General features: G+C 47.2%; 22 protein-coding genes. 9 read left to right on the forward strand and 13 right to left on the reverse strand.

Going from position 1 to position 26,677, the window contains the following annotated elements; genetic code table 11:
• Together CVU71_03985 and CVU71_03990 are read right to left on the reverse strand one after the other, a co-directional pair.
• Complete coding sequence (locus tag CVU71_03985) at positions 1 to 1,776, reverse strand: 30S ribosomal protein S1 (GenBank protein PKN20946.1); 1,776 nt, start codon at positions 1,774 to 1,776, stop codon at positions 1 to 3.
• A gap of 114 nt (positions 1,777 to 1,890) precedes the next feature.
• The gene (locus CVU71_03990; protein ID PKN20947.1) at positions 1,891 to 2,559 is read right to left on the reverse strand and encodes a cytidylate kinase; all 669 of its coding nucleotides are present in this window, start codon (positions 2,557 to 2,559) and stop codon (positions 1,891 to 1,893) included.
• Positions 2,560 to 2,650: 91 nt separating this feature from the next.
• Here CVU71_03990 and CVU71_03995 point away from each other — a divergent pair, with 91 nt between their 5' ends.
• The 4 genes from CVU71_03995 to CVU71_04010 all read left to right on the forward strand — a co-directional run bounded on the left by CVU71_03995 (position 2,651) and on the right by CVU71_04010 (position 8,065).
• A complete protein-coding gene (locus CVU71_03995; protein ID PKN20948.1) occupies positions 2,651 to 4,096 on the forward strand; it encodes a hypothetical protein in 1,446 nt (481 codons plus the stop codon).
• A gap of 136 nt (positions 4,097 to 4,232) precedes the next feature.
• Positions 4,233 to 4,907, forward strand: a complete 675-nt coding sequence (locus CVU71_04000) for an adenylate kinase (GenBank protein PKN20949.1) — start codon at positions 4,233 to 4,235, stop codon at positions 4,905 to 4,907.
• Positions 4,908 to 4,970: 63 nt separating this feature from the next.
• Entirely contained in the window at positions 4,971 to 6,767 is a 1,797-nt protein-coding gene (gene lepA, locus CVU71_04005) for an elongation factor 4 (protein ID PKN20950.1), read from the forward strand.
• Between the two features lie 161 nt (positions 6,768 to 6,928).
• Entirely contained in the window at positions 6,929 to 8,065 is a 1,137-nt protein-coding gene (locus CVU71_04010; protein PKN20951.1) for a coproporphyrinogen III oxidase, read from the forward strand.
• Positions 8,066 to 8,183: 118 nt separating this feature from the next.
• On the opposite strand, the gene CVU71_04015 is transcribed toward CVU71_04010, so the two are convergent.
• From CVU71_04015 to CVU71_04045, 7 genes are read right to left on the reverse strand one after another with little or no spacing between them, the layout of a single operon-like run.
• Positions 8,184 to 8,864: a Zn-dependent hydrolase gene (locus tag CVU71_04015; protein ID PKN20952.1), complete on the reverse strand. Its 681-nt coding sequence runs from the start codon at positions 8,862 to 8,864 to the stop codon at positions 8,184 to 8,186.
• Between the two features lie 9 nt (positions 8,865 to 8,873).
• Positions 8,874 to 9,776 carry a dihydroorotate dehydrogenase gene (locus CVU71_04020; GenBank protein ID PKN21058.1) on the reverse strand — a complete coding sequence of 301 codons (903 nt, stop codon included), beginning with the start codon at positions 9,774 to 9,776 and terminating at the stop codon, positions 8,874 to 8,876.
• 35 nt (positions 9,777 to 9,811) lie between these two features.
• A complete protein-coding gene (locus CVU71_04025) occupies positions 9,812 to 10,627 on the reverse strand; it encodes a dihydroorotate dehydrogenase electron transfer subunit (protein PKN20953.1) in 816 nt (271 codons plus the stop codon).
• Positions 10,620 to 11,072 (reverse strand): ribosomal-protein-alanine N-acetyltransferase, encoded by a 453-nt coding sequence (rimI, locus tag CVU71_04030; GenBank protein ID PKN21059.1) that lies wholly within the window; start codon positions 11,070 to 11,072, stop codon positions 10,620 to 10,622. Before rimI ends, CVU71_04025 begins: the two co-directional genes overlap by 8 nt.
• Before the next feature lie 31 nt (positions 11,073 to 11,103).
• Positions 11,104 to 11,802 carry a hypothetical protein gene (locus CVU71_04035; GenBank protein ID PKN20954.1) on the reverse strand — a complete coding sequence of 233 codons (699 nt, stop codon included), beginning with the start codon at positions 11,800 to 11,802 and terminating at the stop codon, positions 11,104 to 11,106.
• Positions 11,803 to 11,815: 13 nt separating this feature from the next.
• Positions 11,816 to 12,328, reverse strand: a complete 513-nt coding sequence (locus CVU71_04040) for a PTS sorbose transporter subunit IIC (protein ID PKN20955.1) — start codon at positions 12,326 to 12,328, stop codon at positions 11,816 to 11,818.
• A gap of 4 nt (positions 12,329 to 12,332) precedes the next feature.
• Entirely contained in the window at positions 12,333 to 12,743 is a 411-nt protein-coding gene (locus CVU71_04045) for a PTS fructose transporter subunit IIA (GenBank protein PKN20956.1), read from the reverse strand.
• A gap of 151 nt (positions 12,744 to 12,894) precedes the next feature.
• Here CVU71_04045 and CVU71_04050 point away from each other — a divergent pair, with 151 nt between their 5' ends.
• Positions 12,895 to 13,101 carry a hypothetical protein gene (locus tag CVU71_04050; protein ID PKN20957.1) on the forward strand — a complete coding sequence of 69 codons (207 nt, stop codon included), beginning with the start codon at positions 12,895 to 12,897 and terminating at the stop codon, positions 13,099 to 13,101.
• Here CVU71_04050 and CVU71_04055 read toward each other — a convergent pair.
• Together CVU71_04055 and CVU71_04060 are read right to left on the reverse strand one after the other, a co-directional pair.
• Positions 13,098 to 15,887 carry a hypothetical protein gene (locus CVU71_04055; GenBank protein ID PKN20958.1) on the reverse strand — a complete coding sequence of 930 codons (2,790 nt, stop codon included), beginning with the start codon at positions 15,885 to 15,887 and terminating at the stop codon, positions 13,098 to 13,100. The two genes, CVU71_04050 and CVU71_04055, sit on opposite strands and share 4 nt — an antisense overlap.
• Positions 15,887 to 18,274 (reverse strand): hypothetical protein, encoded by a 2,388-nt coding sequence (locus tag CVU71_04060; protein ID PKN20959.1) that lies wholly within the window; start codon positions 18,272 to 18,274, stop codon positions 15,887 to 15,889. The genes CVU71_04055 and CVU71_04060 overlap by 1 nt, the downstream gene beginning before the upstream one ends.
• Before the next feature lie 263 nt (positions 18,275 to 18,537).
• On the opposite strand from CVU71_04060, the gene CVU71_04065 reads away from it, so the two are divergent.
• From CVU71_04065 to CVU71_04075, 3 genes are all read left to right on the forward strand, one after another.
• Positions 18,538 to 19,581 (forward strand): hypothetical protein, encoded by a 1,044-nt coding sequence (locus CVU71_04065; GenBank protein ID PKN20960.1) that lies wholly within the window; start codon positions 18,538 to 18,540, stop codon positions 19,579 to 19,581.
• 96 nt (positions 19,582 to 19,677) lie between these two features.
• Positions 19,678 to 20,622: a hypothetical protein gene (locus CVU71_04070; GenBank protein PKN20961.1), complete on the forward strand. Its 945-nt coding sequence runs from the start codon at positions 19,678 to 19,680 to the stop codon at positions 20,620 to 20,622.
• 3 nt (positions 20,623 to 20,625) lie between these two features.
• Positions 20,626 to 20,988, forward strand: coding sequence for a hypothetical protein (locus tag CVU71_04075; GenBank protein ID PKN20962.1), 363 nt, complete (start codon positions 20,626 to 20,628; stop codon positions 20,986 to 20,988).
• Between the two features lie 33 nt (positions 20,989 to 21,021).
• Here CVU71_04075 and CVU71_04080 read toward each other — a convergent pair whose 3' ends face one another.
• Complete coding sequence (locus CVU71_04080) at positions 21,022 to 23,091, reverse strand: thioredoxin domain-containing protein (GenBank protein PKN20963.1); 2,070 nt, start codon at positions 23,089 to 23,091, stop codon at positions 21,022 to 21,024.
• Positions 23,092 to 23,735: 644 nt separating this feature from the next.
• On the opposite strand from CVU71_04080, the gene CVU71_04085 reads away from it, so the two are divergent.
• Positions 23,736 to 25,562: a long-chain fatty acid--CoA ligase gene (locus CVU71_04085; GenBank protein PKN20964.1), complete on the forward strand. Its 1,827-nt coding sequence runs from the start codon at positions 23,736 to 23,738 to the stop codon at positions 25,560 to 25,562.
• Between the two features lie 327 nt (positions 25,563 to 25,889).
• Here CVU71_04085 and CVU71_04090 read toward each other — a convergent pair whose 3' ends face one another.
• Positions 25,890 to 26,675, reverse strand: coding sequence for a cytoplasmic protein (locus CVU71_04090; GenBank protein PKN20965.1), 786 nt, complete (start codon positions 26,673 to 26,675; stop codon positions 25,890 to 25,892).
• Positions 26,676 to 26,677 lie beyond the last annotated feature (2 nt).

Consider the following 26,677-nt stretch of genomic DNA (forward strand, 5'->3'; position numbering starts at 1 on the left):
TTATTCCTTGGACTGGCCACCGATCTTCACATCGGCCAGCGCCTGTGCGAGATTCGAGCCGATATTTTCGCGATTATTAATATATTGGCTTGAAGCCGTCGTCGTTGCCGCCGCCGCTGGTGCCGGTGCTTCCATCTCCTTAATACTCAACCGGATTTTCTTTGTTTTAACATCGATGCTTTTAACCACAGCAGACACGGTATCGCCAACGGAATACAGTTCGGCTGACGATTTGACCCGTTTCTGGCTTATTTCGGAAATATGAACCAGACCTTCAATACCTTCTTCAATTTCCACAAAGATTCCAAAATCGGTAAAGTTTGTGATTTTGCCGGTCACCACACTGCCGGGCGCGTATTTCTGCGGCAATTCCTCCCAAGGGTTCTTTTCAATTTGCTTAATACCCAGAGAAAATTTCTCATTATCAACGTCAATATTTAAAACAACCGCTTCGACTTCCTGTCCTTTTTTGAAATATTCGGACGGATGGGTAACCCGATGTTTCCATGAAATATCCGATACATGAACAAGACCATCGATGCCGTCCTCTATACCGACAAACACACCAAAGTTTGTAATGTTGCGCACAAGGCCCTTCACAACCGTGCCGACCGGATATTTCTCTTTCAGCTTTTCCCAGGGATTGGCTGTCGTCTGTTTCAGACTCAGGGACACGCGCTTCGCTTCCGGATTGACTTCCAGCACCACCACGTTCACCGTGTCGCCAACATTCAATACTTTGGACGGGTGTTTAATTTCCCGTGTCCAGTACATCTCGGATATATGAACCAGACCCTCTACACCCGGTTCCAATTCAATAAATACGCCGTAATCCGTCAGGTTGACCACTTTGCCCTGAACCAGGGCGCCAACCGGATATTTTTCCGAAATATGCTCCCACGGATTTTCATGAAGCTGCTTCAATCCCAGAGAGACTCTTTCTTTTTCACGGTCAAATGAAAGAACCTTAACCGAAATTTTTTCTCCCTTGTGGAAGATGTCCGCAGGCTTCGCTATTCTCCCCCAGGAAATATCCGTCACATGAAGCAATCCGTCGATGCCGCCCAGATCGATAAATATTCCATAATCTGTAATGTTCTTGATAATGCCGTCAACAATACCGCCTTCCGTGATATTGTTAAGCGTATCTTTCTTTTCGCTTTCTCGTTCTAAAGCAACAATCGATCTTCTTGATAAAACGACATTATTGCGTTTGCGGTCATACTTTAAGACATGAAAATCAATTGTCTGACCGATAAACTGGTCTAAATCCTTTATCGGACGTGTATCAATTTGCGACCCGGGCAGAAAGGCTATAATGCCAATGTCCACGGAAAGGCCGCCCTTTACTTTTTCGACAACAGTTCCTTTAATCGTCAGATTGTTGTCACTGACCTCTTTGATCTCGTCCCAAACTTTGAGTTTGGCCGCTTTTTCACGAGATAAGACCAGGTTGCCTTCTGAATCTCTTTTATCAATAAAAACTTCTATATCATCCCCCACGGAAATATTCACATTCCCTTGGGCGTCTTTGAGTTCTTTAATCGGAATAAAACCTTCCGTCTTCCAACCCACATCCACCATGACAATATCCGCCGTTACCTGAACGACTTTTCCACGTGCAATATCACCGTATTGCAATTGATTAAGACTCTGCTCATAGAGTTCCTTAAAGCCCATATCTTCTTCTTTGGACTGGTTGTGTGTGCTGTGAATTGAAGAGTCGGTCTTAACCTCCTTTTCATTTGTTAAGTTTGTGTTGTTATTGTTAACCATTAACCTGATACCCCCTATTTTTATGAGACATTTTTTAATCTTGTTTGCCTAACATACTGAAAATCAAATAGCAAGATAAATCAGGCACACATTGCTTTCCGCTCATTTTTACATTTAATCATTTCCGGCTGATACGCGCTTAAGAATCATTTCAACAACCTGTGCGACATCCAAGTGTGTCGAATCAATGATAATGGAACCCGGCAATGCGGTTAAGGGTGCAATTTTCCTTTGCGAATCCTGATGATCTCTGGCCTGCATATCCCTGGATATGGCATCCCGGTCCGCCTTATCGTTCTTTTGAACGAGTTCTTCATGGCGCCTTCTGATTCTCTCCTCAATCTTCGCGTCCAGAAAAAACTTGAACTCCGCATCAGGAAATACAACGGATCCCATATCCCTTCCTTCCGCCACAATGCCTCCCCGGGCACCAGCTTCCCTTTGCAAAGAAAGTAATTTCTCTCTAACAACCGGGAAAGCGGATATGATGGAAGCGGCCAATCCAACCTCTTCCGTGCGGATTTTGTCGCCGACATCCTCGCCATCAACCAATACCGTTATTTTGCCCTCCAGATTCTTCAATGCCACCTGAGTTGAAGAACACAATTTAGACAGCTCGTCGGGATCATTCACGTCCATCTTGTTTTTCAGCGCTTTATAGGCCAATGCGCGATAAAGCGCGCCCGTGTCCAGATACAGGTATCTCAGTTTGGCGGCAACAGCCTTGCTTACCGTGCTTTTTCCCGCGCCGGCAGGTCCGTCAATTGTGATGACTTTCCCCATATTTTCGTCCCCGATCCTTTCATGTTGTTTAACATCCCTCCGCAAGGAAAACTTGCCTAATCATATCAAAGCAGGTATATGAACCATCACAATGAATGGATTTTTATCAATTATGTGCAAAATAATTCAAAAGCAATATTTTTCTTTCGCCTTGATTTTGTTCCTGGCATTTTTCGGGACACAAAACGCCTTTGCCGCTTTTACGATTGACGACGAAAAAAAGCTGGGCAAGGAAATTTATGATAAACTCGAAAAAAATAATTTTTTACTCCATGATAAAAAGCTGAATGCCTACATTACAGCAATCGGCAACCGGCTTCTGGCTCAAAGCAAGAAGGCTTCTTTTGACTTTACTTTCTCCATCTTCAACAGCTCAGGTATCAACGCGTTTGCCACACCCGGCGGTTATATTTATGTCAATAAAGGATTAATCACCGCCATGGAAAACGAAGCGCAACTGGCCGGTGTCATGGCGCACGAAATCGCTCATGCTAACTCCCGGCATGTTGCCAGCATTATTGAAAAATCACAAAAGCTTAATATTGCCATGCTAGCCGGAATCATCGCCGGCGCCTTCCTCGGCGGCGGCGGAGACGCAACAGCCGCCATTGCCGCTTTTTCCGTAGCGGGCGCCAGTTCAATGACCCTCAAATATCAACGGGAACATGAAGAAGAAGCAGACCGGCTGGGAATTGAAAGCCTGGTGAACGCCGGTTACAATCCGGCAGCCATGGTTGAATTTCTCAAATTGATCAAGCAGTATGAATTCTATTCCAGAAACATACCGTCCTACCTGCGGACGCATCCGGGAACCGATGATCGTATTTTTTACCTGGACAGCCTGCTTCAAACCGAATATCGCCGGCGCAGCGGCGCCGGAAATATTGTCGGTAATTTTGTGCGGATGCAGGCTTTAATTGCCCAGGACATGGATGAACTCAATAAACACCGCAGACAACTTATGACGTCTTTACAAAAAGATTCACGCAACGTTGATCTGCTTTACTCTCTGGCTCTGACGGAAGATCAGCTCGGTCACACCAGCGCCGCCCTGGAATATCTGAACAAAGGATTGAAGCTTTCACCGCAGGATGGAGATATTTTAACGAGCATCGGCCTGATATACCTGAAAACGGGCAATGCCGGCCAAGCCCGCACATATCTGCTGAGAGCAGCGAAGATCCATCCCGAAAACGAGCAGGTTTCGCTTGCTCTGGGTAAAGCTTACTTTGCCACGGGTGACTTTCAAAACGCACTCAACTATTTTCTGAAACTGCAGGACAGGACATTCGATGACATCGACATTAACTACCACATCGCCATGTCTTACGGCAGGCTGAATCAACAGGGTGACGCGCATTATTTTTTTGGTCTATATTTCAAAAAAGAGAAAAAGAAAGAAAGCGCCCTCTTTCATTTTCGCAAGGCGCTTGAATATTATCCTGAAGGAACACAAAGAGCAATTGCCATTCGTGACGCTATCAATGAATTGAACACCAAACCTAAAAACCCGGACAAGAAACCAGGCCGCCAGTAGAACGATTCTGAATAAATTCCCTTTAAAATCGTGTTTTTAATCGGAAACTGACAGTCCATCTTTATCGTTGCGAAAAAAGGGACAATACATTATAAGGCATCTACTTTAATATTTTTTACGAAAGGAGTTTGAACAAGTGAACATTTTAATATTTGGCCCCAACGGCAGCGGTAAAGGCACTCAAGGCGCTATTGTACAGAAGAAATATGGAGTTCCCCATATTGAAACCGGTGTTATTTTCCGTCAGAATATTTCGAAAAAAACCCCGCTGGGAGAAAAAGCAAAAGCATTTATTGACCGCGGCGAACTCGTCCCGGATGATATTACCATTCCCATGATTCTGAACCGCCTCAAAGAAGATGACTGCAAAAACGGCTGGCTTCTGGACGGCTTCCCCCGTAACCTGGTTCAGGCTGAAGCTCTCTGGGCGGCCCTGCAGAAAGAAAACATTAAACTTGATTTCGTCATTGAAATCGATCTGGATCGTGAAACGGCTAAACAGCGCATCATGGGGCGCAGGTTGTGTAAAATGGACAACAACCATCCCAACAATATTTACATCGACGCCATCAAGCCCCATTCCCATGATGGAAAGACCGTCTGTCGCGTCTGCGGTTGCGAAGAATTATCCGCCCGCGCCGATGATCAGGATACCTCGGCCATTGATAAACGTCATGGCATTTACTACGACACGAAAACCGGCACACTGGCCGGCGTAAACTATTTCAAGGAAAGAACCAAAGTCATTATCGTTGACGGACGCGCCGGCGTTAAAGAAGTTTCCGAAGATCTCATGAAGAAACTGATCTAGTTGAACAGGAAAGAATAATAATCAAAGCCCGCCGAACCATCGGAGGGCTTTTTTTAACACCCTATGGAAAACATTAGAAACTTCAGTATCATCGCCCATATCGATCACGGCAAGTCCACGCTGGCCGACCGTTTGATCCAGTTTACCGGCGTCTGTAATGAAAGAAATTTTCAGGACCAGATGCTGGACAATATGGACATCGAGCGGGAACGCGGCATCACTATCAAAAGTAACGCCATCTCCCTGCCCTATCGCGCCAAGGATGGGAAAGAATATATTTTAAACCTGATCGACACGCCGGGACATGTGGACTTTTCATATGAAGTCTCCCGATCACTGGCATCCTGCGAAGGCGTTCTCCTGCTGATCGATGCCGCCCAGGGCGTGCAGGCGCAAACCCTGGCCAATCTTTATCTGGCGATGGAACACAACCTGGCCATCATTCCGATCATCAATAAAATTGATCTACCGTCCGCCGATATTGACCGGGTTCTGGAAGAAATAGACTCGGAACTGGGACTGGATCCGGACACCCATATCAAATGCTCCGCGAAAGAAGGCATTGGAATCGAAGAAATTCTGGAAGCCATTGTCGAGCGCATTCCACCACCCAAAGGCGACGCCGCGAATCCCCTGGCTGCTTTGATTTTTGATGCCAAGTATGATTCATTCCGGGGCACCATCATTCATTGCCGCGTTTTTGAAGGAAGCGTTAAAGCCGGCGATATCATCAAATTCATGTACAACGGCACCACGTATAAGGTGGAAGAAGTGGGCCATTTTCTGCTGACGCGCACCAAACGAGAAAAACTTTCCGCGGGCGATGTTGGCTATATCATCGCCGGCGTTAAAACCGTTGCGGATGTGCGCACCGGCGACACCATCACTCTGCAGGATAAACCATGCTTGCATCCCCTGCCCGGCTTTAAAGAAGTAAAGCCCGTCGTCTTCGCCTCGATTTACCCCATCGCGTCCGACGATTATCAGGATCTGGCCGATTCGCTGGAAAAGTACAAGCTCAACGACGCGTCATTCATTTATGAAAAAGATTCATCCGCCGCGCTGGGACAAGGTTTCCGCTGCGGCTTTTTAGGCCTGCTCCATCTGGATATCGTGCAGGAAAGACTGGAAAGAGAATTTGATCTCTCCATCATTCTCTCCGTCCCCAGTGTGCGTTACCGTTTCACACTCAAAGACAACAGGATAATTTACGTGGATAATCCCACCCACTATCCCGATCCTTCGGAAATCGCCAAAGGCGAAGAGCCTTATATCCGAGCCGCCATGATGCTTCCCGAGCGTTATCTGGGCACGGTTATGAAACTGTGTATGGATAAACGCGGTGTGAACTCCAATATGACTTACACCGGTCCGGGACGCGTCGAACTATCCTATGAGATGCCCCTGGGGGAAGTTATTTTTGATTTCTATGACCGTTTCAAGTCCGTAACGCAGGGTTATGGATCATTTGATTACGACATCATCGATTACCGGGAAAGCAATCTGGTGCTGCTGGACATTCTGGTTAACGGCGAAAAGGTTGACGCGCTTTCACAGATTGTTCACCGTGACCGCGCCCGCGCCCGCGCCCTTCTGGCCTGCGACCGCCTCAAGGACGAAATACCCCGGCAGATGTATAAAATTGCCATTCAGGGCGCCATCGGCGGAGAAATCATCGCCCGCAGCACCATCAGCGCTTTCCGCAAAGACGTTACGGCCAAATGCTACGGCGGCGACATTACCCGCAAAAGAAAACTCCTTGAAAAGCAAAAAGCCGGCAAGAAGCGCATGAAGATGATCGGCTCGGTCAGCATTCCGCAGAGCGCGTTTCTGGCAGTTTTGAAGTCAGACAACGACTAGGTATGCTATTTCCTCTTCAAGAGCTAGCGGCGTTGGCTGCGTCGTCTGGCTCCTCGACGTACAAACAAGTACGCCTGCGTCGCCTCCTCCTTGCCGCCTTGCTATCATCTTGAATATGAAACAGAATATTTTTTGAACATTAAAAAGTAATTTTGTTGCGAATGATGTTTATGAATAATGATCATGGCGGGCTCTATATTCATGTTCCCTTTTGCCTCAGCAAGTGCGGGTATTGCAGTTTTTACTCGACCGCTTTGACGCATCTTATTCCTGAATTTGTAGAAGCCGTCATAAATGAGATGGCTTTGTATGACAATATCTTTTCATCTTTTGACACCATCTATATCGGCGGCGGCACACCTTCCCTGCTTTCCGTTCAGCAAATTGACGACATCCTCAAAGCCGTCCACCACAATTTTGATATTGACCGGCAGACTGAAATCACGATGGAAGTCAATCCCGGCGATGTGTCATTTGAATATTTTCAAACGCTGCGCCAGTTGGGAATTAATCGTCTGAATATCGGCATCCAATCCTTTGACGATCACCTTTTGAAATTTCTTGGACGCCGACATACGGCAAACGTTGCCGTGGCCGCAATAAATGCAGCCCGCAAGGCTGGATTTAACAATATCGGCATGGATTTAATCTATGGCGTATCAGGCCAGGATATTGATACGTGGAAGCAAACACTGAAAAAAGCGCTTTCCTTCATACCGGAACATCTTTCCTGCTATCAGCTCTCACTCGGTAAGAAAACACCGCTGGCCAAACTATACAAGCAAGACGGCTTACAACTGCCTTCTGAAAACCAATCACTGGATTTCTTTATGACAACGTCACAGATACTGACCGATGCAGGTTACATTCATTACGAAGTATCCAACTTTGCCCGCACCGATTTTTTTAAATCCAGACACAACATGAAATACTGGCGGCATGCGCCTTATCTGGGTCTGGGGCCTGCCGCCCATTCCTTTATGGATCGTAAACGCTGGTGGAACAAGGCGGTTGTCAAATCCTACCTTAAGAATATTTCTGAAGGAAAGAAATCCATAGATAAATCAGAAAATCTCACCCTTGAACAACTGGCATTTGAATCAATATTTCTGGCTATGCGCACGAAAGACGGGATTAATCTTGCGAACTATAAAACCTGCTTTGGTTCTGACTTGCTGGTCGAAAAAAGACAGATCATCGAAGCGTTGATTAAGAACAACCTGCTGGAATTGAAAAACGGTTCTATCTGCCCGACACTGTCCGGCATGGCAGTAGCGGATAGTCTGGCACTCATTTAAAAAAATCCCCCTTTTTTAAAGGGGGACAAAGGGGGATTTTTTGACATTCAACTATTAATAAAATCCTCCCCAACTCTCCTTTATACCCTGAAGGGCACAAGTAAAAGGAGGGAGAATCTCAGTCGTACTCCTCAAGATATCGCTCAATATAATCCAGCACTTTATTTTTTGGCTGATAAATGCCGAAGTGGCCTTCGCACAGGATGTCGGCGTCCAGGTCAAGAAGCATCTGCATCGACTTTTTCCACGCTTCGATATCCGAGCCAAATGCTTTGTTGAACGGTCCGTGAATATCCTGGCCGAATAAAATTCTCTTGCCTGCCCTGTCCAGATAAATGGAAATTGAACCCGGCGTGTGGCCGGGTGTGTGCAGACAGTGTAATTCCTCATCGCCGAATTTCAATATTTCACGCGCACCCGTTAACTTCTGATCAACTATTGTGGGTGGAAAAGTCGTCCCGTACCAGTTGGCCGCGGTTCGAATCGAATCGCCTGTCTCCAGCGCCCTTGCATCCAATTCATGAATGACGATTTTGGCGCCGTATTTTTCCCGGAAGTAAGGCGCGGAGCCGATATGATCAATATGGCAGTGTGTCAGGATTACATGCGATACTGAAACAGGACTCAAACCAAGCATCTCAATATTGCGGACAATCTGTGAAGAACTCCTGCCCGCGCCGGAATCAATCATCGTAAGCGATCCTGCAAAATCGATCAGGTATACTGCCGCATCTTCGGCCGCAGTTACATCGGGGCCGCCGATCAGATAAACGCCTTTGATAATCTCTGCAGTTTTCATCCTCATGTTTTATGTGCGCAATGTTCCAACAATATCTTTTATGCTTTTTATTTTACGGTCACGCAGGTAATGCCCGATGCCGTCAATGATTTCTACTGTCGCGCAGGGATTAATGAAATTGGCCGTGCCGATTTGCACTGCTTTGGCTCCCGCTATCATAAATTCCAGGGCATCCTCAGCCGTCACAATACCACCGATACCGATAATCGGCACAGATACTTTTTGAGCCACCTGCCAGACCATCCTCAGCGCGACCGGTTTAATGGCCGGACCGGACAGGCCTCCGGTAATATTTTTCAGATGCGGGGTTCTCGTTTTCAAATCAATGGACATGCCGGTAAGCGTATTGATCAGGGACACCGCATCCGCCCCGGCTTCTTCGACCGCCTGCGCAATAGCCGTGATGTCCGCGACGTTGGGCGTGAGTTTAACGATCACCGGCAAATCCGTTTCAGCCTTCACGCGGCGGGTCACTTCAGCCGCCGCTTTCGGATCGGAACCGAAACTCAAGCCTCCTTTTTTAACATTCGGACAGGAAACATTGACTTCCAGGGCGTGAACACCCTGAACCCTGCTCAGCTTTCGGGCGACCTGCGCATATTCTGAATAACTTTCACCATAGATATTGGCAATGACAGCGACGTCGTACCGGCGTAAAAAGGGAAGTTTCTCATCGATAAACACATCGACGCCGATATTCTGCAAACCCACGGCATTCAGCATACCGCCTGATGTTTCAATGATCCGCGGCGGCGGATTGCCCAGACGCGGATTGAGCGACAGCCCTTTTACCACAATGCCGCCCAACCGGTTTAAGTCCACATAATCCGCATATTCTTCACCGTAGCCAAATGTTCCGGATGCCGTCATGACCGGATTTTTCAGCTTCAATCCGGCAATTTCCATCGCCATTGTCGCATCGAATTTTATTTTTTTTGTTCCCACGTTTATTCCCAAATCACTTTCTGAAGATCAAAAACCGGTCCGTCCGCACACACCCGCTTGTATGCCTTCCGGCCCTGGTCATCTTTAACAGCCACGGCACAGCCCACACAGGCGCCCACCCCGCAGGCCATGCGTTCTTCCAGCGATACCTGGCAGAAATATTTATCGTCCAGGATTGCTGATAAAGACCGGAGCATCGGCCGGGGTCCGCAGGCATAAACCGCCGTCCGGGCAGGTTCATATTTTTTAATGTCTTTTTGAAACGCTTTTGTCACCAGTGATTTTTCACCCAGTGTTCCGTCATCCGTACAGACGATGATCTTGTAACAATATTTGCGAAGATGGTCGAGACCGACAACAGCATTCGCTGTCTGCGCGCCCAGATAAAACGTCATGGCGTCCGCATCATGACAGGCTGTCCTGCAAAGATATTGAGCAAGCAGCGACAAGGGCGCAACACCGATGCCTCCGGCAATCAAAACCATTTTTTTCTTACTTTTTTCCACCGAATAGCTTCCGCCCAACGGACCGGAAATCTCGACCTGCGACCCTTTAATCAAGCCCGCCAATATTTGCGTTCCCTTGCCGACCACCCGATAGAGCAGGTCAAGGGTGCAATGCGATTTGCCGCGTGAAAATGCATAAATGCTGATGGGCCGTGACAGAAAGGGGTCATGCAAGCCTGCAATGCGGATCATCACAAACTGCCCGGGCAGAGGTTCAGTAAAACTCAAAGGCAGTTTCACCTTCATCAGAAAGCAATCGATCTGGATCTCCTCATTCGCGGATACTTCTCCGATATAAATATCTTTAGCCATTATTTTTTTCCTGTTCTCTTCCGGCCCACATAATCAAGGCATCTTCATGGGTGTCGGTGTAATAATGAGGACGTTTTCCTTTTACTACAAAACCGCATTTACGGTAAAGATTTATTGCCTCGTGGTTCGATTCGCGAACTTCCAGGGTATGCCGCGTAATCCCCACCTGCGCCGCAATATCTTTCATTAAATTTATCATATTGCAGGCAAGCCCGGATCTGCGGAATTCATTTCTGACCGCCAGGTTATGCAAATGAACTTCGTCGGCCACCAACCAGAAAATAATATAACCGGCAATAAATGTCTTCCCTTCCATCTCAATTTTAATAATCAGACACTGAGCATGCTTTGTTCTGATTTCATCGAGAAACATGCCTTCCGTCCAAGGCGCTGGAAATGACGCGCGTTCAATCGCCATTATTTCCTGCAGATCTTCTTTTTTCATCAGATCGACACTTACTTGCTGTCTTGTGTTTTCAGAAGACATGGAAAAATTCCATAGCGGCGGCAACCACTAAAAATATCGCGCAGAAAACGGGGATCGCGCCGCGCAGTTTGATGGTATTGATCGCAACGGCAATGCCTAAGAGCGGCAGAAAATAGTAGGTTAGAGAAAGCATCGCATTGATTGGAGCCGGCAGTTTCGGATAAATCCAGATCAGTGTGGGAATAAAAATGATTTGCAAAACAAACAGCAGAACCACATAAAACAGGAATACTTTGGCCAAACCGAGATACGTTTTTCTTTCTATGGCTCTTATATTTAAATCTTTGGCGTCTACCAGAGCCTGATCGGAAAGATGATTGTTGGACGCCATGATTTTAACATCAACTTTTTTTGCTCCAATGCCGAAAGGAATCGCCAGGAGGATCGACAGGGCCATCAGTTCCCTGGTAACCGCAGCCGGTGTTTGGGCCGACAGTATCGCCATCGATACGGCGATCACGGCCGCAATGGAATCATTAGGAGGAACATAAATGCCGACGGGAATGCGGTCAATCCAGAAGAGTTCGAGAATCGCGCCGATGATCAATCCCGCATAGGGATTGCCGAGAATGAGGCCGATGACCGGAGCAACAATAATCGGCCGGGAGATCATGGCCTGAACAAATACGCGATCAAGACAAAGCAGACCGCCGACAAAAGATATGATAATTATTTTTACAAACAATATCGTACCAGCCTCGCTATTGCTTTACCTGACAGAACTCCTTTAAAGCATCCCTGATATTCACGGCTTTTTCTCTCGGAACTCTTTTCAGTTCAACGGCAACGCCCTCATCTTCCAGTAGCTTGAAGACATCCTGAATTTCCGTCTCGCATAAAAAAACGGAAGGAGCGCAGCAGACTTTATAGTCTTCATGATGAATATTACCGATATTGAGCTTTTCAAAATGAAACCCCAAATGATAAGCCTTCAGGGCATCCGCAATATTGCTGAACAATACAATCGTCTTTTTCCCGTTACCCTGAGCATAAACGTAATTGGCCGCAAAATCTTCCACGGAGCAGATATTGACTTCGATTTCACTGGGAACCGCCATCCGGATGACTGTCTCGCAGAAGAAATCACAGGAAGAGTTGTCATCCACGACGATGATACATTTCGCTTCGATGAAGGGCACCCAGGCCTCCAGAATCTGGCCATGAACAAGCCTGTTGTCCACCCGCACCAGAGCGATGTCGTAAGATTCCGTCAATTGATCACCCGATTGCTTTTTTGCTTAATATTTCACTGGCCAGCGAAATATTCTTTTTCCCGTAATCTTTTATGAAAGTGGCAAACTCATTAAGCGTGATCGCTTCATTAACGTCCGACAACTTGAGCAGCATGGGTAGATTAACCCCCGTAACCACTTCTACCTTACCCTCCTTCATAAAAGACAGAGAAATATTCGAAGGCGTGCCGCCGAAAAGATCCGTCAGAATCAACACGCCCTTGCCGTGATCCAGTTTCTTGATGGCGTTTTGGATTTCTTTTTTCAAATCTTCCACACCTTTGGTCTGTTCAACACAAACGTGCATAACATCTTTTAACGGACCCTTGATCGACTCCGCCGCATGGATCAACTCATTTCCCAGATTTCCGTGCGTTGTGATAAGCACACCAATCATTATTGCCTCCCCCTTTTTGAAAGCGCATGCAACATTACCGTTAACGGCATGTCCGGTTCAGACGCTCGCAATGTTCCCTAAAAACAGTACGGTAGGCTAATGGATTGCCTAATAATTGTCAAGATTTATCAGGAAAAACTCAAAGAAATTCATGACGGGAACATATCGTGGCAGTGTATTGATATCATTGATTTATTTCATAATCACTGTCGCTCGGGACAGGAGGACATTCATTAACCAGAATGCGGAAGAATCTGTCCCGATGATGCTGACGAAAAATATCAAGACACCCGGCTCATTTATAACCACAGGCATTAAAGTTGAAGCCTGTGCAAACAGGCCCTTTATTTCAGCCTAGACATCCATTGATAAAATGTAATATTCAACCTTGGTCAGCGGATAGAGCATCTCCATGATTTTGGTGTAGCGTTTCAGCTGTTCATCGTACTTTTGTTTGAGCCCCCGCATGGAACCGGATTTATAATCAATGATGGTGATGAGGTTGTCCGAAACGATCATTCTATCCACTATGCCGAAATTCTTCTTGTCGGATATCTGCTGTTCGATATAAAGTTTGCCCGGTCTGAACATGACGGCAGAGACCTCACTTCTATCAACAAAACGAAGCGCCGTCTCATATTCCTCATTGTTCAACTCTCCGGCAGGCGGCAGTTTCGTCTGATCAACAACCTTGGCCAGCCACCGGTGCAGCCGTTCACCCCGCATGATGCCTGCTTTGATATAGGCGGATAAAAGCGCCGGGTCAATCTCGCCATACTGATCAGGTTCGTCATGATGTTTTTCCGGAACATCAAATACTGCGATGCATTCCGCTTCTTTTAACGGGCCGGCTGAAGTACAGATATCTTTTTTACCGCCATCGGGCGCAAACTGCGCAAATGTGTCCAGCACCGCCCGGTGAACAGGCTTATAACTCCCTTCTTTTTTTACCGGCAGAAAAATAGTAAGCGTTTGTATCGCCCTGGTCGCTGCGACATAAAAAACATTTGCCTTCTCGCGCCTCAGCCGCACCATATTTTCTTCATGTCTTTTGACGATTTCCTTTGCAACAGCCGATTCTCCCGCCCCCAAAAGGGCAAGTTCATCCGACGTGAACTGCACATGAGATCTTTCGGAATGCAGATAGAACGGCGGCTCTTTTTCATCTTCGTTCCAAAACACAAAAACGTGCCTGAACTGAAGTCCTTTTGTTCCGTGGATGGTGTCAACCTTGATATGATCCCTGTCCTCGGCCTCAGGCACCTTCAGGTTAAAGCGGATATTAAACATCCGTGAAAGGAAGGCGTCAGCATCGACGCCGCCTTCACTGAAAAAGGCCTGCGCCTCATCCTGCCATATATCCAGTATGGTTGCCGGCAGTTTTCCCCGCAAAAGCTCAATGGCGCTGCTTACGGCCATTATCCCGAAAGGTTCGGGGAATTTGCAGGCATACTCAGCCCTGACATTCCCTATATTCCCGAATATTTCACTCCATAAAGGAGACTGCGCCGCCGTTGCAGCAAACTGCTTATCGCCGTCTTTAGAAAGAACACCCGCCAGGAAAAGCATTACCGCGACACCTTCCTTCTTCGACAGAAGCTGCCTGCCTTTGACCTCTGACACATCAATGTGTTCCCTGGCAAGTTCGGATGATATCTTCTGGACATGATTATTGGTGGCCGTCAGCACTGCTATGTCTCCCCACTGACAACCGTATTCCGACTTCTTGGCTTTCAGAACATCGATGATGGCGGAATAAAATGGATCTTCCGATCTGCCGTCTTTTTCAAGTTGGACAAGGTTCACCTCCGTCAGGCCTTCAAACCCGTCATTATTTTCCGGTGGTTTCTGCACCTCTGTTTTCTCTTTCCCATCAAAGAGATTTTCCACAAGTTTATTGAAAAAAGATATCAGCAGGGGCGTGCTTCTGTAGTTGAATTCCAGCGAGCTTTCGGTGATTACGCCGCTTTTCAGATAGCTCCCGATCGCCATTTCCAGCGCCTCGCGGTCCGCGCCGCGCCATCCGTAGATCATCTGTTTCCAATCGCCTACGGCAAAGAATGATCTTTCGCCCCGCTCGCCATGGCCGGATAAAATCTCGTCAATGAGAGGCAGCAGGATCGCAATATCGCCTGTCGATGTGTCCTGGAATTCGTCAACCAGCAGATGTTCGGTCCTGTCCAACCCGAGGGAAAAGTAGTTGCTCATGAGCTTCGGCCGTTCATTCGATGCGGTTCCATCAAGGGCCAGGAGCGATTTCCGCACATCGGAGAAAAATATTAAGCCTTTTTTCTTTTTAACTTTTTCCGCCGCATCAAGGTAGATCCCGCAAAGAAACGCAACGGCCAGTTCTCTGAGGAGAGCCTTGTTAACTGACAGCTTTTCAGCTGTCTTTCTATAATTCTTGAAAATCCTGTTGAGATCTGAATAAGGATTCTGATCCCACCTGATCTTCATGCCAAGACCTTTGTAATCCTCCAGATCGGAATGGGTGGCGACTGTTTTGGCAATAAAGCTTTCATAATCAGTCATCGCATGGACAACCCATCTTTGAACATTGCCGGCCGGAATCTGTTCTGACAATTCATTTACCTTTTTACTCAGCGATTCAAGCTCATTCGTTAAAACGCCGTTCTCTTTCATAAGGGCGTCAAGATCTTCAAGCCTGTCCATATCCATCAGACAGCGCTCGACAGTTTGTTCTTCTGCAAGGGGACTCCAGAGCGCGTCAATGTCTGTTTTCAATATTCTGGCGGCAATGATCAGCTTATTTCCTTTGCCGCTTCGTATGATGCTGTCGCGAAAAAGACCTTCTATTTCTCCGGATAGTTCCATCTGTGTCTTTTCATCAGCCATCTTCGGCGCATGACCGGATGCGGCAAAAAGTCTGTAAAAGAATGAGTCTATCGTCGAGTAGCCGACCCGGCCCGCCTCCATGATCAGGCTTAGCCTGGCCAGCAGGGGCATCTCTTTTCCGGATGCTATCTTTTCCATGATGCGGGAGCGCATCTCGGCGGTTGCGGCGCGGGTAAAGGTGAGCGCTGAGATGAATTTCCCCCCGGCGGATATTCTGTTAAATACCTCGTTGGTGAGCCGTGTTGTTTTCCCCGAACCGGCGGAAGCCTTCAGAAGGATGCTTTGCATCAGGCAGTCCCCCTTGAAGCCTTATAATAGCCTTCTCTCCCGCATAATGACTGGTACAGGCAGAATTCACATTCCTGAGAGTCATGATCAGGCGCAAGCTCATTTCCTCCGATAATTGCATCAAGGCGCGCCTTGACGGCGAACATCAGCTCATCCGCCCCGGCACTTTGCTCCGGAGGAAGAGCCATGTCCCGGTCTTTTGACGATTCTTTCAGAAAACAAAAACGGGCTCCTTCAACGTCTTTATTAAAATGCTGGTAAATCATCAGCTGCACAACGGGATGCAAAACGCCCTTTTCTTGAAAACGCTCCAGCACGGTTTTTCTTACGGGGATATTAAACCTGCTTTGCTTTTTTGAATATTTGAAATCTATCACCTCGGTACGCCCCGATATCCTTGCCAGCCTGTCCGACCGTCCGGTGATCTTATAGCATCCGCCGATCATACCGCTGAATTTTTCCTCGCAGGATATGGCATTGTCGGCAAATATGATCCGCCGGTCTGATTTCAGCTCGTCTTCATATATTTCCTGCAATAAGATTTTTGCGTTCAGCATGTAGATATTGATGCCTTCAACATTTCTTAATTCTTCGTTCTCATCGCTTTCCCAGAGCTCATCAAAAAGTTTTTCCCAGTTGCCAAGCAGATCCTTCCTGCCGGTTGAAAGCTGCTGAAAGAATTTGTGGATAAAAGTCCCCATCTGCATGTTTATTTTTTCATTGTCATCCATAAATGCAGGGGGGGCAATTCCCTGTATGTATTGATGGTAAAATAAAAACGGGCACGCCAGAATCTTGGCGAGGCTCGAATAAGAATAAGTAAAGGCTTTGAGCCTGTTCCGAAGGGAATCATCAACAGGTATCGCCGTCTTCCTGCTGATTTGCCTTTCTGACAACGATTCCTTAAATGCTACTGCCGTAATTGGCTTTCCGAACTCCTGTGCAAGGAGGCTCATGTAATAGCTTGGAGTTCTCTCCCTTATTTTGTCCTCGACGGCTGCTATTTTAATCCTGCCGCCATCAGCCAGGATTTGCCTGAAAATCAGATCCTCATATTCAAATACGCTTTTTCTCATCTGCGGAACATGCACCGGATTTATGAAAGGACCTTCAAAAGGCTGCGTCGGCATAATGCCGCTGTCCAGAGGCAGTATCAGGCCCCGGCTGAATTTTTCGCCTGAAACATGACCAAAACCGACAACCTGTATCGGCGCCGACCGGCTTCCCGTGATCCGGAATTTTCTCACTTCAAGCAGCATCTTCGCGGCATCGTTTAAATTCCGCCCCAGCCTTTCTTTCCAGTCGTCGAGAAGGGTGGAAAAAGATACGGCCGTCTCCAGCGCCTCGCACTCCTCGCGGACATAATTTTCTCTGTTTTTGGACAATTCCGCGGCGCACGACATGGCGTATTTCTTAAAATCGGGCGTCACGCCCGTTTGCTCTGCCTCTTCTATCTCAGTTAAAAGTCTTCTTCCCGCCGACGTTGTCGAAAAGGGGAGCCAGACAGCAAGATTGACGGCATTGGCGAACAGCCGAAGCGATCTGTTCCAGAGCATCGTGGTGAGCGACTCATCCAGCAGATATATCAGCAGTTGATCCGTTTCCGACCGCTCTTTAAGGAACCTGGAAGCCTCCAGGGTAACCAGGTCAACAATGGCATGAAGCCCGCCCAGTCTGACCATTTCAATGCGGGCGCCGTCCGACGGCTCGACTTCGCCGCCGAATGACCCGACAAGGTTTTTCGCCGAATCAAATGGAAGTTTGTCAGGCGAGGCCAGTTCGATACCGCAAAGCGGCTTACCAATAAACAACCTTTCTCTTTTTATTCTTCTGTAGAACCGGTCCGTCACCGGCGTTATTCCGGGAAGTCCGATAAATATTTCCCTTTCACCGGGGATAATCTTATCCAGCCAAGCCACTTCAAGTTCCGTCATGAAGAGATTCCTTCCGGACAGCCACTCCCGGAAAGTCTGGGCAGTGTCAAGGTATTCTTCAAACCTGCCCCACTCTTCCCCGGTAAACCGTTCCGATCCCGCGATCGTATCCTTCCCGATATTATATTCCGACAGATTGGTGATCAACGGCAGAAGGCTTGCGGCGCGACGCGCGGGATAGGCTTCATCAGGATATCTTTCCCCGATAAACTGGATAAGGTAAAGCAACCGCTCATCACCCGGGACAGGCTTCAGGTTTGAATTTTCACTGATCTTATGGGTTATGTAGGATTTGAGTGCTTCAATTTTGGGAAGAATACCGCCAAGTTCAGTATGGATAAGATGCTGGACAGGATCAACAGCCCTTTCGTTTGCACATATTATCGTCCAATCGGAAAGATCGGGATGGTCATGACTGAGAAGCTCGATTAACTTTTTCGAATATTGTGACATGCTGTCTCCTGATGAGTATGAGTGTCTTTTTTACTCTTCCCGTCCCGTTTACAAACCAACCTGATCTATACCTTCCCGCATGAGTGGAAAAAGGATTCAATGAAAGATGTTCATATCGCCTGTCTTATTTAACTTGTTGAAGCTGACTATGAATAAGCAAATGAACCTTGTCAAGACCATAATTATTTTTTAGAACATTATGTTGACTTTGCCATTTTCAATATTTATACTCACCACAGATTACTGTTCCGAAAGAATAGCAGATGCACCCATACCGGTTACTCATCGAACATCGTTTTATGATCACAGTCCTGCTGGGCATTATCGGCATTGGTTTGATGGCCTTTTACACCATTTGCGACACCTCCTGTTCCTATCTCCGGGGTGATATTTTCGACATTGACCTGAAGTACATTGGCGTGGTTTACATGACCGTCATCATCATTCTGGCACTTTTAAAACAGTCGGATTTATTGCGAATGCTGGTCGCAGCGGGCATTGGCGTGGAAGTATATCTGGTTTCTTTTCAGATATCGGAAAATGTTTTCTGCCCTTTTTGCCTGTCTTTCGGCATCATGGTTCTACTGATGTATGTGATTAACTATGAGAGGTCCATCATGTTGAATAAAAGATATCAAAAAATGATATACGCTTTCGGTGAAGCGGAAATCCCTTTCACGAACCATCAGCGGATCCCGCTGCTGGCGATGATGGTCATCGGTTATCTATTTGTCAGCCTTTCCTTTTCCGGATCGGCAACACCCGCCTATGCCGCCGACAATACGACCGTCCCTTCCTATGGCAAAGGCGCATGGGAGCTCATCATTTTCACGGATTATTTTTGTCCACCCTGTCAATCCGTTGAAAAAGAACTGGAACCCGAGCTGGAAAGGCTTCTGGCCAGGGGCGATGTTAAAATTACTTTCGTTGATTTTCCCGGTCATAAGGGAACCGGCCTCTATGCAAAATATTTCCTTGCTGCCGTCGCTGCGGACAAAGGCTATCAAAATGTTTTAAAAGCAAGAAATATTCTTTTTTCTCTGGCCTCGCAGAAGAAAGTCGATCAGGAAAATATTCTGGCGGCCGCCTTGAAATCGAAAAATGTCTCTTTTAAAGTAGTGGATCCCAAACCTGTTTTTAATCAATGGTCGGCGTTGATCAAACAGCACGAAATTGATCAGACACCAACCTGCATCCTGCGTTTCTCCAGCGCTTACTCACGAAAATACGTTGATTCGGAACATATTCGAACCGAACTTATTCCGGAGCTTCAGAAGAGATTCCCCAAGGGAAAAAGTAAGCAGTAAGACAGAATTACACTTTCATGATTGATTTTTCCGCTTTCCTGAACTAGAATCACAGACATCCTGATTTTAATAAGACTGATACAATATTTCAAGCATATGGGCTATTTTTTAAATACCACGGATGATTATCACATTCGAACGCTGACGTCTCTGGGCTGGGAGCTGACTGTCGTGAATGCGCTTTATCCGGACAACAGCCCCTGCCGCCGTGCGCTGCAAAACAACGCGTCATTTGGTGCGCATCTTTTTCATTTTCTGGAAGATAAGATTCCACTTGCGGATTTAAAAACCGTCCTGGAAGTCGGCGGCGGCCTCGGGTATTTAATGAAGGACTTTCTGGCTCTTACCCCGAACCTCCAGGCAACCATGTTGGACATTTCACCCCTTCTGCTGCAAAAGCAGAAGGAAACATTGACCGGACATCCCGTAAATTTCCGGGAAATGGATTTCTTAAAGATGCCCATAGCCGATCTGCGAGCTTTTGACCTCGTTATTCTGAACGAAAATCTTGGCGATTTTCCCACGCTGTTCTTCCGGCAAAACCAATCGGGGGAAAATGATCCCGACACCATCCGCTCTTTAAACAGAGTAGCCGATTATGTGGAAGAATACGCTCTCGAATTTACCCCCACTGAAAATATCAACATCGGGGCCTTGGAAATCATGGAAAAAATATGCGGCGCCGCCGTCCCGTACATTTATTTAAGTGAACACAGCTGTGAAACGTCATTAAACGATCCCCTGTTCCCCCATCGAAACTTTACGGCAGCAGGCAGTCCCGAAAAAATTTCTCTTCAGGGGCATGCTGAGTTCACCATCAAATTTTCCCACCTGGAAAAAATAGCACGGGCCTACCGATACAAAATATTGCGTGGCCGGTATATCGACATCCTCCCCATTGCTTTGAATGATAAAGTCCAGGCGGCTCTGCGTTCGGCCACACCGCTTTCCGACGAGCAGGAAATCCTCCAGCAGTTTTTTTATGATCTCCACAAATATGAATATTTAGTGCTCATCAATCACTCTGAGAAGAAAGGATAACAAATGAAAACTATTCAAATCGTACTGGTCGGTCTTGTTCTCTTATTTTTTGCAAGTACAGACGTGCTGGCTTTTCGCTGCGGGTCCGGGCTGGTAACCAGCGGCGCCTCAAAGGTGCAAGTCGCTACAACATGCGGCAAACCATCATCAAAAGAAACAGCCTGTGAAGGACGTCAGACATCGACCCGCACAGACAAAGACGGAAAAGTAAAAAAATATAAAAAATGCGCCAACAAAGTAGAAATCTGGTACTACAACTGCGGCGACAATGATTATATCTATGCCCTGACGTTTGAAAACGGCAAACTGACCAAAGAATCAAACGAAGGACAGGGAAAAGGCAAATCAAGCTGCATGGGGAAGTAACCGTCAGAAGTAGGGAACGGTCGCGACCGTTCCCTACTTTTTATTCAACAATTCCATCATCTGTTGCGGATCAGTTGTCGGCAGCGAACAGGTAAAGTTCGAACAGACATAAGCGGTCGCCTGACCGTTGACGCTGGCATGAGACTGCACAAACGGAGCAATGGTTTCAATATCGGGATGGGCTGAACTCTCGGGGCGGAAAACAACGATCTTATTGGGCACATAATGGCTTCTTAAAACCTTCAACAGCGACTTCGTGTCCGAATTCTCCAGATTCCCGGCGATGATCACTTCGCTCGCCGGACCGATGGCAAAGTCCAGTCCGCAGAGAAATTGGGTAAAAGCCGTCGGCATTGCATCCGCCTCTCCGCAAAAAGCTCTGTAAACTTCGTGCGCTCTTTCGTCCATCTCGACATCCCCGGTGATTCGCGACAAGCGCAGCGTATTAACAAACGCTATTGAATTGCCTGACGGAATGGCGCCGTCATAGAGTTCTTTCGGGCGCATCAAAAGTTCTTCCGCATCACTGGAGGTAAAAAAGAATCCTCCGTTTTGATCATCCCGGAAGTAAGCTAACAAGTGAGACTGGTACTCCAGGGCTTTGAACAGATGTTTTGTTTCAAATGTCGTCTCGTAGAGTTCCAGGAGCGCCCAGATCATGAAAGAATAATCATCGATATTCGCCGCGATGGATCCCTGCCCTTCCCGGTAGCGGTGCAACAGCCGGCCTTCATCGGTATGCAGAGATTGAACAATAAAATTCATCGCGCGAAGCGCGGCTCCGGTATAAGCCGGCTCATCAAAAACTTGCGCGGCGCGGGCCAGCGCCGCAATCATCAGAGCATTCCAGTCGGTCAGAATCTTGTCGTCCTTATGCGGGTGCACCCTTTTTTCACGAACGGCAAATAGTTTTTTCCGGATGGCCTCCATTTTGCCTGACAATTCCGGTAACCAATCCTCTGTGCCTCCGCTTGATAATGGTTTGAGATGCGGGATAAAGTGACCGGCGGGAATTTCCTGCATCCCCTGCACAGACCTGTCGCTCATGTGCCTGTAGTGAGACAGAAACAAATCCGCATCTTCTTTTGCAAGGACGCTGCGGATCTCATTTTCCGACCACAGATAAAATTTTCCTTCAATACCTTCGCTGTCCGCATCTTCGGCGCAGTAAAAACCACCTTGAGCATCCGTCATATCGCGCAATACATAGGTAAAGATTTCACGGGCTGCCATTTCGTATTCTTTTTTCCCCGTCGCCTGATAGATTTCAGTATAGGCCATGGCCATCAACGCCTGATCATAGAGCATCTTTTCAAAATGCGGAACGATCCATTGGGCATCCGTTGAATAGCGGTGAAAGCCGAAGCCGATCTGATCATAAATCCCGCCGCACCGCATATTTTTTAGCGTGTGTTCCACCATTTGCAAAGCCTGCGCCTCACCGGTCCGCTTCCAGCAGCACAGTAAAAAAAAGAAATTGTGAGGTGTTGGGAACTTCGGCGAATGGCCGAAACCGCCAACTGCTCTGTCGTAACTCATCAATAAAGATTGATAGGCCCGCTGCAATATTTCTTCGCTGACATCCCGTGAGTTGCCGGTCATCGGCCGCTTCAGAAGCTGGATTATTTCCGATGAGGTGGAAAGAACATCCTCGCGTCTCGTCTGCCACAGCGTTTTAACTTCCGGAATCATCTCCAGCAGGCCCACCCGGCCATATTTTGTTTCCCTGGGGATATAGGTTGCGGCAAAGAAAGGTTTTTTGTCCGGCGTCATCATAATGGTCAAAGGCCAGCCGCCGCTCTTTGTCATGATCTGACATACTTTCATATAGACCGCATCAATATCCGGACGCTCTTCGCGGTCAACTTTAATATTCACAAATGTGTCATTGAGAAGTTCCGCCACATCCGCGTCTTCAAACGATTCGCGTTCCATCACGTGGCACCAGTGACAGGTGGAATAGCCGATGGAAAGAAAGACGGGCTTGTCTTCGCGTCGCGCCTTTTCAAACGCTTCTGCACCCCAGGGATACCAGTCCACCGGATTCCGGGCATGCTGCAGCAGGTACGGACTTTTTTCATCTTTCAATCGATTATAGGTCATGGTGTTCATTTCCAATCAGTTATTTTATAGTTATATTATAGCGATCTTCTTAAAATAGGCAAGCGGCTCAGACCTTTTGAGCTTTAAACCCACAATGACAGATTCCTGAGAACGCTTGGATCTCCCTTTAACGGCGCACCTCACCCATGGAATTGAACTCCGGGAATTGAGCATTGAATGTTAAAATGAGCGTCGCAGCGTTTATCGGGGAAAAACGGAGATATATAATCTTGGATTTTCCGGATTACCCGGTCGGGGCCGGGTAATGACAAAATGGCGTCGGATTAACCATTGACGTAACCGGTTTCACGCCTTCAGACCCTGGAGGACACACGCCGCAATCACAAAGAGGATGGACTTTTCCAACAGCAACACGACAACATAATTTCCTGAAATTAAAATTAGCTTGACTTACCGGCTCATTATCAATATTCTTCCAACACTGAAAAAGGACTTTCTTGTCCGGAAAACAGTCCTTTGGTCACAACCATTTGAATGGAACAAAATCTCCAAAACCGTCGTTATGTAAAAAGCGTCCTGCTTAACGTGTTTAAGAACGTACCATAACCAATAATTTGATAAATATTTTTCATTAAGCTTTCAGTAACTTTGAATGAATAATTTCGAAAGGAACGGTGAAGTTTATGGCGATTTTTGAATATGGTGAGTATAGCAGCAAATATGAAGCCCCGGATAACATAGTGGATATTTTTGAAAACAGCGCCTCCCGATATGCAAACAATCTGCTCATGGGCGAGAAAGACGGTACAGGGGTGTATCAATGGGTAACCTACAGTCAAATCGCCGCCCGCGTGAATAATTTGCGGGCGGGACTATCATCGATCGGGGTTAAGGCGGGCGATACCATCGGTATTATCGCCAATAACCGGAAGGAATGGTTAATCGGCGAAATAGCCACTCAGGGCCTGGGCGCCGCATACGTGCCCATGTATGAAAAAGAATTGGTTTCGATGTGGAAGTATATTATCAAAGATGCCGAGATCAAGATCCTTTTTGTATCCAAACCTGAAATTCTGGAAAAGGTAAAAGATTTTCCTGCCGAAATCCCCACGCTGAAACAAATCTTTCTGATTGAAGGTTCAGGGGAAAACACCATGGCGGCATTAGAGAAAAAAGGAGCGGAAAAACCCGTTCCTTCTATTCATCCTAAATACAGTGATGTTGCCGTGCTCATCTATACTTCGGGAACAACAGGCGAACCCAAAGGTGTTCTGCTTTCTCATGGCAATCTGGCGGAGAATGTTAAAGCGGGCCTGGCCTGGTTTCTAAACCTGACTGAAAAAAGCCGGTGCATCTCCATGCTGCCCTGGGCGCACTCATTCGGAATTACGGCAGATTTACACGCATTTATCCTGAGAGGCGGCTCTATCGGCATTATGGGGTCGGTCGAGACCTTGATTGATGATTTGCCCAAAATCCAGCCTACCTTTATGATCACCGTACCCCGCATCTTCAATAAGGTCTACAATGGGGTCTGGGCCAGAATGAGGGAAGAAGGCGGGTTGAAACTGAAGCTCTTTGAAGCGGCACTGGCAGCAGCCAAACTCAAACGGGAAACAGGCAAAGCGGGTTTAAAATACAAAATTCTGGATACGATTGTCCTGAAAAAGATTCGCGCCCGCTTCGGAGGGTGCCTGGAAAACGCGGTCACCGGCAGCGCCCCCATGAACGTGGAAATTGCCAAATTCTTCATCGATGTGGGAATTCCGACCTATGATGCCTACGGCTTGAGTGAAACGTCTCCGGCCATTACCATCAACTCCCCTTTAATGGGAAATCGCCTGGGATCGGTCGGCAAACCGATTAATAAAACCAAAGTCGTGATTGATCGTTCGCGGACAGGCGAAGACACTGATGACGGCGAAATTATCTGTTTCGGCCCCCAATGCATGATCGGGTACCACAAAAAACCGGAACAAACCAAAGAGGTGATTGTGGAGCAAAACGGCATGCGCGGGGTGCGCACCGGAGACCGGGGACGGCTGGATGATGATGGATTCTTGTTCATCACCGGCCGGTTCAAGGAAGAATACAAACTGGCCAACGGCAAATACATCCATCCGGATACCGTTGAACTGGAAATGAAGGTTTTGCCCTGGATTTTAAACGCAGTCATCACCGGGGCGGGACATGAATACAATGTGGGATTAATTGTACCCGACATGAAACTGCTGCAACATTTGGCTACTGAGCTGGACCTGTCCGTCAAGCCTGAAGATCTTTTTGATCCTTCTAATCCCGCGGGACAGAAATTCAAGGAGCTTTTAACTGCCGAGGTCCAGAACCATCTCAAGAAAACGGTAGGATCCTATGAAATTCCCCGTAAATTCGAGTTTATCCTGGAAGATTTCACGCTGGATAACGGCATGCTCACTCAAACCATGAAACTCAAACGTCAGGTGGTCATGGAAAAATACGGGAAGAAATTGGAAGATCTCTACAAAGAATAATGGGCAGGATAAGCACTCCCGGCACATATGAAGGAATCGAGGATTAAAGATTGTTGAATAAAAAACACCCCGCTGAAATCAGCGGGGTGTTTTTTCATTGTATGCTTAATCGAATTTCCTGGATTCCGGCCTGCGCCGGAATGACCTGATGAATAATTGATTTATAGTAATTGCCACACAGACAAGGAGACAAGTCGCTATTACAGCGGCTTTGCAAAATGCTCCAGATGCAAGGCAGACAAGGTCTGAGGAATGAGGCGTATATTTATACGCCGCAGTGACGAAGGCCACAGTCGAACGCAGCAGATGGGGTATTTTCCAAAGCCGCTATTCTTTGATCAGCATCGTTGCCGGATCCAACAGCAACGCATCCTGTTTCGCGTTGGGCGACTGACCTTTCAGGGCCTTGAGGTATACTTCCGGACCTTTGGCCGCCAACTGTACCAGCACATCGAATAAATCTTCCACATGCAGAAAAGAAAGGGGCAATCCATCTTCCTTGGGTGGTTCATGGCGATGCGTGTGAACCGTGAACCAGATGCGCATGGAATACTTTTTCGCCAATTCTTTCAGTTCAAGAAGCAGACCACGTCCGGATTCATCAAACTTCAAGCCGTCGAGAATAACGGCATAGGGCTTGAAAATATTCTGCTGCATCAGATCAGTCAGTCTTTCTTCAAGTTTCGGAACGCTGAAACCCTCAACGCGAAAAGTCATAATGAAACGATAATTGAGAATGCTCTCCCAATACTCGGTAACTTCTGCAGAATCATATTTTGACGCCATGTCGTTGAATAATTCGCGATACCAGACATCCACCTTGCTGACAGCATCATTCAAACTGACATGCAAAACAGGCCGCTCATTCATCATGGCATGCAGCGCCATCTGAACCAGTAAAGCGGTCTTACCCAGTCCGGCATGCGCCAAGACTGCGCCAAAACCGCCGTTAGGCAAAATATATTCGTCGTCGAATCCCAGATTCAAAAGCGGATTGCGTTGAATGATTTCTTTTTTGATCATGATCATATCCTCATAAGTTAAATGGATAACATTGTCTTCCCGTCTTAACGCTCTGCCAACCGCCATCATCTTTACTTCAGCCTCCAGCATCC

Source organism: Deltaproteobacteria bacterium HGW-Deltaproteobacteria-6, from assembly GCA_002840435.1.
Taxonomy (GTDB): domain Bacteria; phylum Desulfobacterota; class Syntrophia; order Syntrophales; family Smithellaceae; genus UBA8904.